A 16058-nucleotide genomic window follows, 5' to 3' on the forward strand; every position below is an offset into this window, starting at 1 on the left:
TCTGGTAAAAGTAAGCGCGTTGATTAATATTCGGGAAAATTCGAACTATGAATGAAAGAAAGCAGGGGCGTAGAAGTGCTGAAGCCGCAGAACAAACTAAGTGTCTGATCCTTAAGGTGGCAGCAGATATGTTTTGTGAACTTGGTTACGAGCGTGTCTCACTGCGCAATATCAGTGAAAAGGCTGGTGTTTCACATAGTTTGATCCGTCACCACTTCGGCAGCAAAGAGAAGATTTGGCAAGCGGTTAGCGACGCGATGGATGAATTCATGCAGTGCTATATGGCTGAGTTAATCAATGAGATGCCTGAGAACACACCTTCGAATAGAAAAATTTATCTGTTTATGGTTCGCATGCTGGCATTTGCGCTCGTTAATCCTCACCCAGTACAGATGATTGCTGATGCTATTCGCCAAGGCGATGATGGTGCCCTGCTGCAGTATTTCTTAAAGTCAAAAGATGAGTTTGCTGCGATATTTACCGGAATTTTTGAGCAGTACAACAGTGAAAACCCTAACGCCCAATTTGATCAGTGGGAATCAAAGTGGCAGATGTTGATTTTTGCACATGGTGCAATCAGTCTTACTCCGATGATGCAAGAGACATGGCCTGACATCGCTGATAATCGCGAAAAAATGCTGATCAAACATTGGGAGCTGTTCAATACGATCATGGCGTCTCAGTTTGGGATTGCAAAAGAAGACATGATTCATCCGGAAAAACTTGAAGATATCGTTATCGACATGTGTTGTACAATAGACAAAGCGGTCGGATAAGGCTGCAGAAACTACGATAACTTCCAAGCGTATATATAAAGCCGATATACATAAAAATGCCGAGCTAGAAAGCTCGGCATTTTTGCTTGTTTCTTGCCTCGCGAATACGCGAATACGCGAAGAATGACAATAATGAGTAACCTAACCGCGGTAGTAACGTTGCGGTACAAACGGCATTTTCTCAACCGTCATTGGTAGCATTTTTCCGCGTACTTCAGCGAACAATTCGGTACCAATCGCAGCAAGATCAGCACGCACATAACCCATTGAGACAGGCTTACCTGCATTTGGACCCGCAGTGCCGCTGGTGACAACGCCAATTTTAACGCCATCAGCATCAAACAATTCCGCGCCTTCACGGACTGGTGCTTTAGTTTGGCCAACCAAACCGACACGCTTGCGCGCCACATCTTTGGTCTCGATCTGCTTAAGAATAATATCCGCACCTGGGAAACCACCTTCACGTTCACCGCCGATACGACGAACCTTTTGGATGCCCCATAACAAGCTTGCTTCTACAGGCGTAGTTGTTGTGTCTAGGTCATGACCGTATAGGCAAAGACCACACTCAAGACGAAGTGAATCACGAGCACCAAGGCCAATCCATTCAACTTCCTCTTCCGCGGTCAGTTTACGTGCGAGTTCTTCTGCCTTGTCAGCAGGAACCGAGATCTCGTAACCATCTTCGCCAGTGTAGCCACTACGAGAAACAATGCATTCGGCGCCTAAAATATCGACTTTACGAATATCCATGAACAGCATGTCAGAAACTTCTGGGGCAAAGCGCGCCAATACAGCTGCCGCTTTAGGGCCTTGGATCGCAAGCAGAGCACGGTCTTCGATAATGTCTAGCTCAACACCAGATGGCAAATGCGCTTGTAGGTGTGCAATGTCTTGTTCTTTGCATGCCGCGTTCACAACCACAAAAAGATGATCGCCTAGATTAGCTACCATCAAGTCATCCATGATGCCGCCCTCTTCATTAGTGAAGAACGCATAACGCTGTTTACCAGACTCAAGATCCACAATATCTACTGGCACTAATGTTTCTAGGAACGCAGCTGCACCGTCACCAAGTAGGCGAAGTTGTCCCATATGAGAAACATCAAACAGACCTGCGGCATCACGAGTGTGTAAGTGTTCCTTTTTTACGCCTAGAGGATACTGAACAGGCATATCGTAACCCGCGAACGGGACCATTTTGGCACCAACTTCAACGTGAAGTGCGTGTAGTGGTGTTTTCAGTAGTTCTTGAGTCATTTTCGTCTCCATTTAGATAGACCCGAGAATGCTATCGGCATTCGATGTGTTTCCAATAATAAACACGGCTCATTCTATTTTGCACGAACAAGACGTAGATCGACTTGCAAAAGTGTGACTCTTAACATTTTAATCACAACAAATCGTACAAAAAAAGCGCTTTAATGAGTGTATTCTCATCAAAAAAGCGCCTTTTCATCATAACGACCACCGACAGCAATCGTTTGCTTTCACTATAGGAAATTTACAATAATTTATTACTATTTGGCTGTCACCCACAAAATGTGCGCATCTTCCTCGCTAACACTGGTCAACATATGTCCCATGTTCGCATCGTAATAGACGCTGTCGCCCTCGCTTAGAACGACAGGTTCGTAGAACTCAGAATAGAACATGACCTCACCAGATAAGATAAGCAGAAATTCTTCACCATCATGACGAACCCAGTCTTTATATTCATCAAAACTGCGAGCACGAATTTGGCTCTTAAACGGCATCATTTTCTTATTGGAAAGTTGAGTAGCGAGCAGTTCATGTTCATAGGTTTGCGTTGGGTGTGGTTTGCCTTCATTCTTCTTGGTAACATCTCTACGCCCTGTCGCAACCTTTTTTCTAGGTGGCTCAAAGAGTTGCGGCATATCAATTTGTAAGCCAAGCGCCAATTTTTGCATTGCTTGAAATGTCGGAGAAATCTGCTCATTTTCTATTTTACTCAGTGTAGAACGAGCAAGCCCTGTTCGCTGACTGGCTTCTTCTAGTGTAATACCAAGTTTTGAGCGGATATCCTTGATACGCTGACCCAGCTTTAATGGCTCGATATTTTGCTCATTTTGCTCTTTCGCTAACGTCATCGATGGGTATTCATCGTAAATACTTTCTGCCATAAATCCCTCTATAGATATCCTTAATTTTATCCTACTAGCATTGTGCATGAAGCACATAGTGGATAAAAGTCCACCAAGTGAATTAAACCGTGCTCTTGTTAACAATTTTTGAAATCTTGTTTCCTATAGGAAATTTTTGGTTGATTGTTCCCGCCGCAGGCGCTATGTTACCAACTTGTTAGATGTAGAGATGCATATTTCCGTAAGAGATTGGTAAAGGAAACACGCAATCCGACGGAGTTTTTGCCCACATTTAGGGCCGGATGTTCACTCTGTTCTGCTATGCAGTTCAGCTGTTTTGAGGACAAATGAACCACAACCGCAAATCATAATTCATCTATTGCGGGTTCATTTTAAGATTTGGAAGGTCAACTACCATGAATAAGAGTTACCCTAACCACAGCTTGGAAAACTTTTTCTCTACCAACCTCTCTGCGACAGATGATGCTGTCTTTGCTGGAATTCAGGCGGAATCCGCTCGCCAAAACGAACAAATCGAACTTATCGCTTCTGAGAACATTGTTTCTAAAGCGGTAATGCAAGCTCAAGGCACATGCCTAACAAACAAATACGCTGAAGGTTATCCAGGTCGTCGTTACTACGGTGGTTGTGAGCACGTAGATACAGTGGAAGCCATTGCTATCGAACGCGCGAAAAAACTTTTTAATTGCGAATACGCAAACGTTCAACCTCACTCAGGCGCTCAAGCAAATGGTGCGGTGAAACTGGCTCTTCTTCAACCAGGTGACACCATTCTTGGCATGTCTTTGGACGCTGGTGGCCACCTAACACACGGTGCACGCCCAGCACTTTCTGGTAAATGGTTTAACGCAGTTCAATACGGCGTTGATCGCGAAACACTAGAAATCAACTACGACGACGTTCGTGCACTTGCAGTAGAGCACAAACCAAAGATGATCATCGCGGGTGGCAGTGCTATTCCACGCGTTATCGATTTTGCTAAGTTCCGTGAAATCGCTGACGAAGTTGGCGCAATTCTTATGGTCGATATGGCGCACATTGCTGGCCTTATCGCAACAGGTGCACACCCTAGCCCATTGCCACATGCGCATGTTGTGACAACCACAACACACAAAACATTGCGTGGCCCTCGCGGCGGTATGATCCTGACTAACCACGAAGACATCATTAAGAAAATCAACTCGGCCGTATTCCCTGGCCTACAAGGCGGCCCACTGATGCACGTTATCGCAGCAAAAGCGGTTGCATTTGGAGAAGCGCTTGGCCCTGAATTTAAAACTTATATTGATTCGGTGATCAATAACGCAAAAGTACTAGCGGAAGTATTGCAAACTCGCGGTTGCGACATCGTAACTGGTGGCACAGACACGCACCTAATGCTGGTTGACCTTCGCCCTAAGGGCTTGAAAGGCAACAAAGCAGAAGAAGCTCTAGAACGTGCTGGGATCACATGTAACAAAAATGGCATCCCATTCGATACAGAGAAGCCTATGATTACATCGGGCATCCGTTTAGGAACGCCTGCGGGTACAAGCCGCGGCTTTGGCGCTGAAGAATTCAAACTCATCGGTAATTGGATTGGTGACGTACTGGATGGTTTGGTGAACAACCCAGAAGGTGACGCAGACGTTGAAAAACGCGTTCGCAAAGAAGTCAAAGAGCTTTGCAGTCGCTTCCCTCTTTACCAATAAACGATTTTTTAAAAATCACAATAATTCCTGACAAGTTATTTGGAGATTAAGCAATGGACAAAACACTGAAGTTTACAGATAGCCACGAGTGGGTACGTGACAACGGTGACGGCACAGTAACACTTGGTATTTCTGAGCATGCGCAAGAAATGTTGGGTGACGTAGTATTCGTTGACCTACCAGACGTAGAAGACGAAGTAGAAGCAGGTGAAAGCTTCTCTTTGGTTGAGTCTGTAAAAGCAGCGTCAGATATCTACTCTCCTGTTACCGGTGAAATCGTAGAAATCAACGAAGAACTAGAAGACAGCCCAGAGCTAATCAACGAAGAACCGTACGAAGGTGGTTGGATTGTGAAAGTGAAGCTTTCAAACCCATCTGAGTTGGATGACTTAAAAGACGCGGAAGAATACCTAAACTCTATCGAAGAAGAGTAATTAGGATGTGACGAAAGCTGTTCCCTAGCCTGTTTAGAGAGCAGCTTTTTTTCTAGGTTCGGGCGTATAATTAAATGTGTCACTAACGACCATTTCCGTTACCCGAGCCAAGGAGTAGGTAAAGGACAATGACTGAATTACTTCAAAGCCTCAGCACACAAAATGAGTTCGTTGGACGCCACAACGGACCAAGCAAATCAGACCAACAAAAAATGTTGGATGCCATCAACGCGGTAAGCCTTGACGCCCTCATCGAAGAAACCGTGCCTGCACAAATTCGCCTAGAGCAACCAATGACGTTGGCAGAAGCGAAAAGCGAAGCAGACATGCTAGTGACGATGAAGCAGTTTGCTAAACAAAACCAAATTAAACGTACATTCATTGGCCAGGGCTACTACAACACGTTTACTCCAAACGTCATTCTACGTAACGTGCTAGAAAACCCTGGCTGGTATACCGCTTACACACCTTACCAACCTGAAATTTCTCAAGGTCGCTTGGAAGCCCTTTTAAACTTCCAACAAATGATCATCGACCTAACTGGTATGGAAATCGCGAACGCCTCATTGCTAGACGAAGCAACAGCGGCAGCAGAAGCAATGACTCTGTGTAAGCGCGCAGGTAAGAGCAAGAGCAACGTATTCTTTGTGGCTGACGATGTTCACCCACAAACGCTAGAAGTAGTAAAAACTCGTGCAAAATTCATCGGCTTTGAAGTTCTGGTTGGTTCGCTAGAATCCCTACCAGAGCAAGACGTGTTCGGCGCACTAGTTCAATACCCAAGCACAACAGGTGAAGTTCGTGACCTAACGGACATCATCGCAAAAGCGCAAGCAAACAAAACGCTTGTCACTGTTGCGACTGACCTGCTTGCTTCTACCCTATTGAAACCTGCTGGTGAAATGGGCGCAGACGTAGCAATCGGTTCTGCACAACGTTTTGGCGTTCCTATGGGTTACGGCGGTCCACATGCGGCATTCATGGCAACGCGTGACAAACACAAGCGTACCATGCCAGGACGTGTGATCGGTGTTTCTATCGATACTAACGGTAACCAAGCACTGCGCATGGCAATGCAAACTCGTGAGCAGCATATCCGCCGCGAAAAAGCGACATCGAACATCTGTACCGCTCAAGCATTGCTAGCGAACATGGCGTCTTTTTACGCGGTTTACCACGGCGCAGAAGGTCTACGCACTATTGCTCGCCGTACACACCATATGACTGCGATTATCGCCGCAGGCCTAACCAAAGGCGGCTTTGAACTTGCTCATAACAGCTTCTTCGATACCATCACCATCAACACAGGTTCAAAAACAGAAGAGCTTTACGTAAAAGCACTTTCAGCAGACATCAACCTACGTCTACTACCTGGCAAGCTAGGTATTAGCTGTGACGAAACAACCACGGTCGCTGATGTAGAAGCACTATTTGCAGTCTTTGGTGTAAAAGAAGACGTAGCAGCACTATCGACGGAAATCGCAGGCAACGAGTTTGCGGCAATTCCAGAAGCGCTACGCCGCACAACAGAATACCTGACTCACCCTGTATTCAATACGCACCATAGCGAAACGCAAATGATGCGTTACCTGAAACAGCTAGAGAACAAAGACTTCTCGCTAACGCACGGCATGATCCCACTAGGCAGCTGTACGATGAAGCTGAACGCAGCAGCAGAGATGATCCCAATCACTTGGCCTGAGTTTGGTTCTATCCACCCATTCGCGCCAGCAGAACAAGCAACTGGTTACGCAGCACTCGCAAAAGATCTTAAAGAAAAGCTTTGTGAGATCACAGGCTACGACGCATTCTCACTTCAGCCAAACTCTGGCGCATCGGGTGAGTACGCAGGTCTTATCGCGATTCAACGCTACCACGAAAGCCGTGGCGAAGGTCATCGCAATGTATGTTTGATCCCGAGCTCTGCGCACGGTACTAACCCTGCGACAGCATCTATGGTGTCAATGAAAGTTGTCGTGGTTAAGTGTGATGAAGAAGGCAACATCGACATCGACGACCTAGCAGCGAAAATCGAGAAGCACAAAGACAACCTATCAAGCATTATGATCACTTACCCTTCTACGCACGGCGTTTACGAAGAGAAAGTGAAAGAAGTGTGTGAAATGGTTCATGCCGCTGGCGGTCAGGTTTACCTAGACGGCGCTAATATGAACGCGCAGGTTGGTCTAACATCACCAGGCTTTATTGGTTCAGATGTTTCTCACCTAAACCTACACAAAACCTTCTGTATCCCACATGGTGGTGGCGGTCCGGGTATGGGTCCTATCGGTGTGAAATCTCACCTAGCGCCTTTCCTACCTGGCCATATTGAAGACGGCGTAGAAGGCGAAGATTTTGCAGTATCAGCAGCAGATATGGGTAGCGCTTCTATCCTACCTATCTCTTGGGCTTACATCGCAATGATGGGCGAAGCAGGCCTAACAGATGCAACAAAAGTAGCAATTCTGAACGCAAACTACGTGATGGAAACACTTCGCCAACACTACCCTGTTCTTTACCGTGGCAAAAATGGTCGTGTAGCGCACGAATGTATTATCGACATTCGTCCACTGAAAGAAGAAACAGGCATAAGCGAAGAAGACATTGCGAAGCGTCTAATGGACTACGGTTTCCACGCACCAACTATGTCGTTCCCTGTGGCGGGCACGCTAATGGTTGAGCCAACGGAATCGGAGGATCTAGAAGAGCTAGACCGCTTCTGTGATGCGATGATCGCTATCCGCGAAGAAATGGAAAAAGTGAAAAACGGTGAATGGCCACTAGAGAACAACCCTCTCGTTAATGCGCCACACACGCAAGTTGACCTTTCTGCTGAAGAGTGGGACCGTCCTTACTCTCGAGAGCTTGGCTGCTTCCCTTCTAAAGCGACCAAGTCTTGGAAGTACTGGCCAACAGTAAACCGCGTAGATAACGTATACGGCGACCGTAACCTAATCTGCTCGTGCCCAAGCATCGATAACTACGAAGATTAATTTTTGGTAGTGTCACATCACAATAAAGTTTGTGACTAGATTAATTAAGTCTGTGACTGAAATTAAGTTTGTGACTTAAACTTTACAAAAGAAAAGCGAACCGGATGGTTCGCTTTTTCTCTTAGCTCGAATTGAAAATGAAAGACATCGATGAAACAGAGCAAACTCTAATGCGTCATAATTAAAACTCATCTTTGGACAAAAATGCGTTACGTCGCCTGCTCTGTCAGGTGAATTTCGGGTAAATATTTCTATGGGATATGCCCATTCAGGGGCTTTTAATCGTTGGTGTATATTCCTACGACCCCTTACCACATGTCAGATGAAACGTTACCATTCTTCCGCTAACGATTTACCCACCGAAATATCAATCTGAACCGCTCCGACTTCAGTCCTGAGCAGTTCATCCAATTGAATTTGACAGCAAACGACTATTTCACTAAACGGTAAACTACTTGTTAAATATTGCTTCGATTTGATTAAATTTTTTCAATTCAAATTGATCAAAATTTTTAAGATCAGTCTCATTCTCACCGTCTTCGTAATAGTCCAGTAACTTAGAAGGAACTCCATAATCACTCGCTAGTCGTCCTTTTTCAGTTGTTGCATTGTATTCAAGCTTGAGTAATAGACGATCTATCCCCGACACTTCTTCCATATCAACATTATTACTTGATGAAATGGCATATTTATACATAAGGTTGAATACACCAAGATACTTAACTAGCTGGTATTTCAGAGTACTAAAAATGAAATCAGATGATTCTCTAATAGCTTCATCTATAGTATAAGGGCGATCACCTTTTTTAGTCTGCTTAGTCTTGTTTTCCACAATATATTGAACAGAGCCATGAAACCCACTTTTTAGATAAGAACTAAGCATAAACACTATAACTGAATACTGACTACCAGCATTTTTACCTTTGGTTACTGTAGCTTTATAATCAATCAATCGCTGTAATTTCTCGCTTGTCACAACAGGTCTGAATAAATTAAGTACAACCTGAAAGCCTTCAAAATCTAGAAACATTTGACTGTTTATTGCCTTGATAAGTTTACGTATTCTCTGGTGATGCATCGCCGATGAACTAATAATATTGTCATAAACCGCTATTTTATGGCTGTGGGGAATAACCTTGTACATAGCCATAATTTCATCTGGAATAGCTCTTTTATGTTGCTCCATTAAAATATTTCGTTTCCGCTCAATATCTTCTCTACTTAGGAACGCTTCATCAGTAATAAAATAATCTATTTCGTCTTTTTCAACCTCAGCGTCATAATTCTTATGTTTAATCTCATCATCATTCCCGTCTATAATATCCTTAAATTCTTTATCTAAAACAATCACTCTCCCACTAAAATGATGTAAAAAACGACCAGCTCTACCGGCAATATTCTTAGCATCAAATGTTTTAAGTGGCTTGTTCCCCTTACGGGAGTTAGTCACAATTAAGTTTTTAGCTGAAGTATTTACACCTTCAGTAATTGTTGTTGTAGAAACTAATAAATCTAAATCACCTTTATTAAAAAAATTAATTATTTCTTTTTGGATATATTTAGGAACTAAGCCATGATGAATGCCAACTCGGTTTTCCAATGCTTCAATAATTACCCATGAATCATTAAATGAAAATGCCGTTTTTAAATGATTAATAAAGTTTACGAGTAAATCTGATTTGCTATTATCATTATTAACATGTGCAAGGATAGATTTCTTAACGTAACCTTCAGCAGTACCTGCACCTCTGGTATAAACAATGGCATTCTCATTAATGCTAAGAATATCTTGGTAAACCTTGCTAATTTTTAAGCCAATGTTTTTACTCCATCCATAGAGATTGATTGATAACTGACTATCAATTTCATTGTTTCGACCATGAAGAACATCAATGCTTTTATTCACTATTTCATAATTGTTGTAGTCAATTATCTTAAAAGCATTACTATTAAGAAAAGTATTAAAAGATTGATTAACCGTATTATTATTTTTATCAGGGAACTCTATATACGGCCCAACAAGTAAAATATCAGATGTTTTTGACAAAATATTTTGTAACGCAACCCGGTAAGCAGTATCTCTCTCATTTTCCTTATTTGATGTATCAATTAGATATTCATTATCAATTTTGTATATCTCATCAACAAAAACAAAATCTATCTTTATGTCGGGGTATTTATCAACAAAGGATAAGTATCGTTCAGGAGTATAGATAAAGATATTTTTACTATCATTATCAAGATCATCAACATCACTTAACGTGTGGATGTTAAACTCATCATAAAAAAAACGATAACTATCATTGGTGAATAGCCTCTCATAATTTTCTGATAGAAGAGCTATTGTAGGGAAAATTAATGCAACATTTTGGTACTCTAATTTTTTGATTATTTCGTAAATTAAAAACGTTTTACCAAAGGATGTTGTTGCCGAAAGGAAATACCTGTTTTGCTCAAACTTTTGAAAACGTTCCAATATCTGCTTTTGAAACTTGTGAATTTTTGTTTTATCATCAATATGAAGTGATGTTTCATAAAGCATTGATGCCATTGTTTTTAAATCGACTTCTTCAAGCTTTTCTTCTTTTGCAAATTTATCGACAAGTAGATCATAGTAGTGAGGAATGCCTGAAGCATTAGAAATAAATTTTAGAAACTGAAAATCTGCTGACTGTAGCTCATCTGATTTGATTGAGTCAAAGTAAGTACATACCAGCTTTATAAACTCATAATCAGGTAAGTCACCGCTGCGAACATGATTGAGCGATTTAATTAAATTAGCGGTTTCTTTGATTCTATCCATGAAATTACATCCTGCTTTACTTTTTTCACTTCACTTAATGGGAGCAAAATAAAAAATAATTCATAATTTATTGATAACTTGAATTTTTGAGCAGAATACCTGTCGTTGATAAACTTTACCGCTCTTTTAATTTCATCATCATAATTTGGTTTTTTATCTGGATACACGAGCAATATTGGATATGTCAATGAAATATTATATTTTGCAAGCTCTTTAAGAATATTAATTTCAGGGTCATCTTGCCAAGCTAATATGACTTCCTCAAGTTTAGAACCTTTAAGGTTAAACTGATCTAAACGATCTTCTAGATTAATAACATTAGATGACAAATAATCATCAGAAATTACTTTATCCAGCCCCTTTATAGCGCTATGTACACAGCTAGAAAGAGAATCTCTGAATTTAACTTCACCAAAAAAAAGGTGAATACTATTACCACTATCAACTAAATGGTAAGAGTCATATCCAGCAGTTTCTTTTTTATCAACAGGGCTGTAGAAATATCCTCTAGCGATAATAGGGTCGGCATAGTAGTAATGTGCTAGAAAGCAATAGAGTAAGACTTCACCAAAAAAACCATAAGAAATTTTTGTCTTGTCTGATGCTTCAGGATTGAAACGTATTTTGGAGCGCAATGCTCTAGAATACATAGTTTGATAATCTTTGCCTGTTAGATCAAATTGATTAAATGAATATTCAATTACACTGTTATAAATTATTTCAGCTAATGCGGTTTCACATTCGCAGCTAAAGCAATCATCTTCAATATTACTCAGCGCCATACCATCGATATCTAACTTTTTATTAGGTAACGTATATCGGTATATAAGTGTATTTTCAATTAAACCTTTTAGTGATTCTCGCAAGTTAATCCTTTTGTATTCGATATGTAAAGCAACCGCGCTACATTCCTCATCATCTAACACTAACACTAACACTAACACTAACACTAACACTAACACTAACACTAACACTAACACTAACACTAACACTAACACTAACACTAACACATTAATATTTATACATAAAATACAAAACATGTCATTTGAAGAAAAGTTGATCTATTTCAACCTTTGAGTCAAAAGCTATCGTAACTCCAGCCCTAGCAATACCTTTGCTATGTTGTGCAGCAATACGATTTGCTTGCTTAACAGGTTGACTAATCACTGTGCATCCACCCTCAGTAAGCTCTGTTAACTGAGATTCAGACACTAATTGTTTTTCTAGTTTGACACCTTGAATAGCAGATTAAGCTCCACTGGAAACCTTAGCCTCCTTGTATGCTTTATAGACTGAATTCCGAGTCCTCCAGTAGCGGCTGTTAGGACTCAGCTCACAGCAAGAGATTTGGCTGCCGCACCAACACCTGAATAGCCACCGACATGATGATTTCCGCTGTGTCAAAACGCTAATTGTACGCTATTTTGAGGCTTTTCTAGAAAGCACATAACGCCTTGCAAAAGTGTAAGGCACACAATACGAATGTTTACGCATAGCATCAAATAGACATCCTTTTTCGCTTTCTTCGTTCACTCCTTTATCTAACTTTATTGAGTGCATGTCGAAAATCTTCAATCTTTTGCTAAGAGCGTTTTTTATTATGTGAAAAACAGAGGAGAATGACCATGAAAAAACGACTCAACTATATTGAAGTAGCGCCAAAGGCAATAGAAATCCTATACGCTCAGGAAGCTTACTTCCATGAACAATTTAGCCAATCAGAAACCATGAACATGATCATATGGGAACTGGTAAAGTTACGCATATCGCAAATCAACCAATGTGCATTTTGTATCGACATGCATAGTAAAGATGCGCTTAAGTTAGGTGAAAAGCCAGAGCGCATATGGGGGCTTAGTGCGTGGAAAGATATGCCATTCTACAGCGATGCAGAACACGTTGCGCTAGGCTGGGCTGAATTACTAACTGCTGGCCTACCAGTAGATGATGATACCTATCAGCTGACCTTGAATACCTTCGGAGAAGAAGCTATGGTCAACCTAACAATTGCGATCAACGCGATCAATAGTTGGAACCGAATAATTAAGGCATTTAAGCCAAAGGTTGGAGACTATAAACCTAGATAATTCTATCTGACAGTTTTTACTTATAAGTCACTGCTTATTCCTCAACTTAATATGATGAAAAGTACATGTGTATCACTTTCTCATTTAAGTTGAGGTTAAATAGGATGATTCATTTGAACTTAGAATTTGATATTTTAAAACCTCAAAAGGCTTTAGCTGGCTATGTTCAAGCCATTTGGTCAGCATCCGTCAAACCTGATACGACGCAAACCGTACGTAAACAATTACTCAGTGATGCTGGTACAGGTGTGGTATTCATTTTACAGAATGAAGTACAAATGGATGGTGAGTGGCAAACGCCAGGGGTTGTCCTACTACCTGTGAGCATTCTGGCACATCAAGTCTGCCTACCGCCAGGCGCGGTGATGACTGGCGTACGCTTTCATCCTGCTGTTGGTTATCAACTATTTGGTAAACGTCTAGAACAGCTATTGCGGATTCAAGACGACCACCCTTTGGCTTCTTCTGCGCTAGCAACATTTGAGTCTCTGCAAACAGCGCGTTCGTCATCTGCAAGGATTTCTACGTTATATCGCTGGGTTCAAACACTGATTGAGGAATATGAACCGCAGTACGTCGGCCACATTATTGACCAACCTACAGGGACCATCAGTCAGCGCCAGAGAGAGCGCAATTTTCAGAAATGGTTGGGGATTACTCCTAAACATTACCAACGCATTAAACGAGTGAAGCACACTTTAGAGCAACTCCGAGCGCAACCCGATCTTACTTTATCGGAGTTGGCGCTGGAGCAAGGTTTTTCCGATCAAGCACACATGACTAGAGAGTGTAAGCAGATTGCGCGCATGACACCGAAGCAGTTTGTCCGAAAGAGAAATCTCTAAACCCTATTAGTTTTGTACATCAAACCCAGTTGATTCAGAATCAACCAAGCACTTGTTATGATGTTCGATCATATATCACCTACTTTTTAGATCGCTCACTCCAGCTTGATGTGAATTTGTTAGCTCGCTTTTGATGCCGCGTGCTGCTCTACCATAAACGCGATCACTTCTTCGTTTAAGCAAGATTTGCTGATGTATTGGCGTTGTTTACCAAGGTGAAGGATAAAGCCCAAATCAGTTTGTTCCAGTTGGTCGATATCATTCCAAGCGAGGCTGCGGTCAACTTTACCACTTTTGTAGCGCACGCCATCTGCATTCACTTCAAAAGCCACTTTACTGCCGCGACTTGAGCTGATGGTTTGACGCCACAGCCACCAAGTTCTTTTGAAGTAAACGCTGCACGCTTCAATCACACTCAATACGATAAAGAACCAACCGACATAACCGTTAGGTAGCAGTTCAAACTCCAATAAAACCACACCAAAGATAAGAAACAGCATCCCTTTTAGGTACGCTTGTGGGAACTTCGTTGGCTGGCTAGTTTGGTCATAACACTCAGCAAAGAAAGGTTTGTCGAGTATGTATTCTGTAGTGAATTCGAAATCTTTAGACATGTATGGTTACTTCAAGGCTTCTGTAAATGAGTAATCTTGGTTGCACTCTCGCAACGCCTGCATTGTAGCGCTTCTCGGGATTTATCTTTAGTCCTTTTGATTCTGTTTTGTAAATCAATGATACCGCCACGCAAAAAGACCTCGGTGCACTCGCCAAGATCAAACAAGGCGAACCACTTGGCTCGCCTTGTTAATTAATGGCCTGTGTTAAGTAATAACCTATGTGACTTCTTGAGTTTTCTACTTTAGAGGGTCGTTGTCTGGCAATGCACTGTGTATCCATACTGCCAGTCGGTGTTTGATGCTTGCGCCGTCTAGCTTACTTTCCGGTAGTGGCGTTATCTGTTTTGCATCGACCAAGAATAGGTAAATCGCTTTTACTCTCAGAGGTTGTGGTGACTGTGGAAGGTCAAAACCTTGTAGTTTCGCCATCTTCCCACCAATCTCTAGTGCCTTCTTGACCAGTTTGTCTTCATTGTGAAGCTTGGAGCTTTTTGACATTGATAAATCCTCTTCTTCGCTTCGGCTAAGAATACATGAAGTGTCACGTATGGCGTGTTAGTAAGCTCGCATATTGATAAGTTTATGCCTTACTACCGAGTGGTCGATTAAAAAACAACCTTTTCGCGGCATGTTTTCTGTGTATGCTTCCGTGCAGAACATCCGAATGGGCTTGGGCGCAGACTCCGAATGATTTATTTAGGACAAAGATCATGTTCACCGTAAACGAGCCACTTCGGCAAATATGCGGCTTCTGGAATTGTCCAGCCATACTTATCGTATGCCAATGCAGCAAGACCAGTCAGTTTTAGAGAAACATTCCCTTTTGGCGAATAACGAACATCTTCATTCATGTAGAACTGGTAATGCGCCTCTAACGCATCTCTCAGTGCTTCTTGATAATGTGCCTCATCGCCATCTATAATGGCAACAAACACATTCACAAATGGAATAAACAAAGAGTGTACATATGGCACCCTGGTTGATTCTAAATATTGCGGGGAGGATTTCTCCATCACAGTTTGCAATAACTCTGGTAACGCTGATGAATTGCTAAATACACCGCTAACGAACTCGACCAGCGCAACATCGAAAGGATCTTTTAAACGCACTAACGACTCATCCATGATGGTCATCAGCTCTACGCAGCGCCAATCTCTCGCGGCCATCGCTAAACAGATTTCATCCAACCATCCATCCATTGTTCCTCCTGCAACAGAACGGTTACCTACTTCCGAAAAGTGTCGGTGCCCAACGGAGAATTCAACAACTTGGTCTGAATGATTGGCCAGTAAGTATACGTTATTCAGTAACTCAAGCGCTCTTTTTATATAAGCTGGCGAGGCCTGATGTTGTCCGTATTTTGAAGCAGTGAAGAATGCATCAAGCGAATCCCAAGCATCGCCTTTCATTCTTTTAAGAGGTTGCTGATAAAAAGATTGATTTTCATCAAGCATTCTTTCCCAGAAGCTGTAAAAATTTTCATCTTCTTCACGAAAAATACGCAATTTTCTTTCTTCAGGTATATCTAAATAGTGATTTTTCATTGGTACCCTAGCCTCGTATTATAGTTGTTATAATTTTTCGCCGTGAAGATGTTCATCCTCAAAATCAAGCAGTGAATGATGCCGAAGTTGATTTATAAAATCAATTTATAATCAGTATTTTATATCGAAATTTAATGCTTAA

At 41.9% G+C, this 16058-nt stretch carries 13 protein-coding genes; 6 read left to right on the forward strand and 7 right to left on the reverse strand.

The genetic code is table 11. The features are described 5' to 3' along the window. The first annotated feature begins 47 nt into the window (after positions 1 to 47). Positions 48 to 776 carry an efflux transporter transcriptional repressor VdeR gene (vdeR, locus tag FKN16_RS00370; protein ID WP_006742273.1) on the forward strand — a complete coding sequence of 243 codons (729 nt, stop codon included), beginning with the start codon at positions 48 to 50 and terminating at the stop codon, positions 774 to 776. Positions 777 to 917: 141 nt separating this feature from the next. On the opposite strand, the gene gcvT is transcribed toward vdeR, so the two are convergent. Further along, positions 918 to 2036 carry a glycine cleavage system aminomethyltransferase GcvT gene (gene gcvT / locus FKN16_RS00375; protein WP_005395175.1) on the reverse strand — a complete coding sequence of 373 codons (1119 nt, stop codon included), beginning with the start codon at positions 2034 to 2036 and terminating at the stop codon, positions 918 to 920. A gap of 260 nt (positions 2037 to 2296) precedes the next feature. Next, complete coding sequence (locus FKN16_RS00380; protein ID WP_164665596.1) at positions 2297 to 2920, reverse strand: XRE family transcriptional regulator; 624 nt, start codon at positions 2918 to 2920, stop codon at positions 2297 to 2299. Between the two features lie 377 nt (positions 2921 to 3297). On the opposite strand from FKN16_RS00380, the gene FKN16_RS00385 reads away from it, so the two are divergent. The 3 genes from FKN16_RS00385 (at position 3298) to gcvP (ending at position 8020) form a co-directional block, all read left to right on the forward strand. Continuing rightward, positions 3298 to 4593 carry a serine hydroxymethyltransferase gene (locus FKN16_RS00385; protein WP_005395177.1) on the forward strand — a complete coding sequence of 432 codons (1296 nt, stop codon included), beginning with the start codon at positions 3298 to 3300 and terminating at the stop codon, positions 4591 to 4593. Positions 4594 to 4646: 53 nt separating this feature from the next. Continuing rightward, entirely contained in the window at positions 4647 to 5027 is a 381-nt protein-coding gene (gene gcvH, locus FKN16_RS00390) for a glycine cleavage system protein GcvH (RefSeq protein WP_046876056.1), read from the forward strand. Between the two features lie 128 nt (positions 5028 to 5155). Beyond that, the gene (gene gcvP / locus FKN16_RS00395; RefSeq protein ID WP_170901717.1) at positions 5156 to 8020 is read left to right on the forward strand and encodes an aminomethyl-transferring glycine dehydrogenase; all 2865 of its coding nucleotides are present in this window, start codon (positions 5156 to 5158) and stop codon (positions 8018 to 8020) included. Between the two features lie 451 nt (positions 8021 to 8471). Here gcvP and FKN16_RS00400 read toward each other — a convergent pair whose 3' ends face one another. Beyond that, a complete protein-coding gene (locus tag FKN16_RS00400; RefSeq protein ID WP_170901718.1) occupies positions 8472 to 10823 on the reverse strand; it encodes a helicase-related protein in 2352 nt (783 codons plus the stop codon). Further along, complete coding sequence (locus tag FKN16_RS00405) at positions 10793 to 11755, reverse strand: Hachiman antiphage defense system protein HamA (protein WP_170901719.1); 963 nt, start codon at positions 11753 to 11755, stop codon at positions 10793 to 10795. The genes FKN16_RS00400 and FKN16_RS00405 overlap by 31 nt, the downstream gene beginning before the upstream one ends. Positions 11756 to 12448: 693 nt before the next feature. On the opposite strand from FKN16_RS00405, the gene FKN16_RS00410 reads away from it, so the two are divergent. After that, positions 12449 to 12910, forward strand: coding sequence for a carboxymuconolactone decarboxylase family protein (locus FKN16_RS00410; RefSeq protein ID WP_170901720.1), 462 nt, complete (start codon positions 12449 to 12451; stop codon positions 12908 to 12910). A 104-nt stretch (positions 12911 to 13014) separates the two neighbouring features. Next, positions 13015 to 13755: a helix-turn-helix domain-containing protein gene (locus tag FKN16_RS00415; protein WP_170901721.1), complete on the forward strand. Its 741-nt coding sequence runs from the start codon at positions 13015 to 13017 to the stop codon at positions 13753 to 13755. Between the two features lie 119 nt (positions 13756 to 13874). Here FKN16_RS00415 and FKN16_RS00420 read toward each other — a convergent pair whose 3' ends face one another. From FKN16_RS00420 to FKN16_RS00430, 3 genes are all read right to left on the reverse strand, one after another. Next, a complete protein-coding gene (locus FKN16_RS00420; protein ID WP_109169926.1) occupies positions 13875 to 14369 on the reverse strand; it encodes a YcxB family protein in 495 nt (164 codons plus the stop codon). A 240-nt stretch (positions 14370 to 14609) separates the two neighbouring features. Continuing rightward, positions 14610 to 14870: a DUF5062 family protein gene (locus FKN16_RS00425; protein ID WP_005376453.1), complete on the reverse strand. Its 261-nt coding sequence runs from the start codon at positions 14868 to 14870 to the stop codon at positions 14610 to 14612. A gap of 194 nt (positions 14871 to 15064) precedes the next feature. Beyond that, the gene (locus tag FKN16_RS00430; protein ID WP_170901722.1) at positions 15065 to 15916 is read right to left on the reverse strand and encodes an immunity 49 family protein; all 852 of its coding nucleotides are present in this window, start codon (positions 15914 to 15916) and stop codon (positions 15065 to 15067) included. Positions 15917 to 16058: the final 142 nt, after the last annotated feature.

This window comes from Vibrio sp. 11-4(1) (assembly GCF_013048625.1).
GTDB classification, from domain to species: Bacteria; Pseudomonadota; Gammaproteobacteria; order Enterobacterales; family Vibrionaceae; genus Vibrio; species Vibrio diabolicus.

What these genes read in the sequence shown, in the direction of transcription:
- vdeR (WP_006742273.1), top strand. Translation starts at nt 48, where the DNA reads ATGAATGAAAGAAAGCAGGGGCGTAGAAGTGCTGAAGCCGCAGAACAA.
- gcvT (WP_005395175.1), bottom strand. Translation starts at nt 2,036, where the DNA reads ATGACTCAAGAACTACTGAAAACACCACTACACGCACTTCACGTTGAA.
- FKN16_RS00380 (WP_164665596.1), bottom strand. Translation starts at nt 2,920, where the DNA reads ATGGCAGAAAGTATTTACGATGAATACCCATCGATGACGTTAGCGAAA.
- FKN16_RS00385 (WP_005395177.1), top strand. Translation starts at nt 3,298, where the DNA reads ATGAATAAGAGTTACCCTAACCACAGCTTGGAAAACTTTTTCTCTACC.
- gcvH (WP_046876056.1), top strand. Translation starts at nt 4,647, where the DNA reads ATGGACAAAACACTGAAGTTTACAGATAGCCACGAGTGGGTACGTGAC.
- gcvP (WP_170901717.1), top strand. Translation starts at nt 5,156, where the DNA reads ATGACTGAATTACTTCAAAGCCTCAGCACACAAAATGAGTTCGTTGGA.
- FKN16_RS00400 (WP_170901718.1), bottom strand. Translation starts at nt 10,823, where the DNA reads ATGGATAGAATCAAAGAAACCGCTAATTTAATTAAATCGCTCAATCAT.
- FKN16_RS00410 (WP_170901720.1), top strand. Translation starts at nt 12,449, where the DNA reads ATGAAAAAACGACTCAACTATATTGAAGTAGCGCCAAAGGCAATAGAA.
- FKN16_RS00415 (WP_170901721.1), top strand. Translation starts at nt 13,015, where the DNA reads ATGATTCATTTGAACTTAGAATTTGATATTTTAAAACCTCAAAAGGCT.
- FKN16_RS00420 (WP_109169926.1), bottom strand. Translation starts at nt 14,369, where the DNA reads ATGTCTAAAGATTTCGAATTCACTACAGAATACATACTCGACAAACCT.
- FKN16_RS00425 (WP_005376453.1), bottom strand. Translation starts at nt 14,870, where the DNA reads ATGTCAAAAAGCTCCAAGCTTCACAATGAAGACAAACTGGTCAAGAAG.
- FKN16_RS00430 (WP_170901722.1), bottom strand. Translation starts at nt 15,916, where the DNA reads ATGAAAAATCACTATTTAGATATACCTGAAGAAAGAAAATTGCGTATT.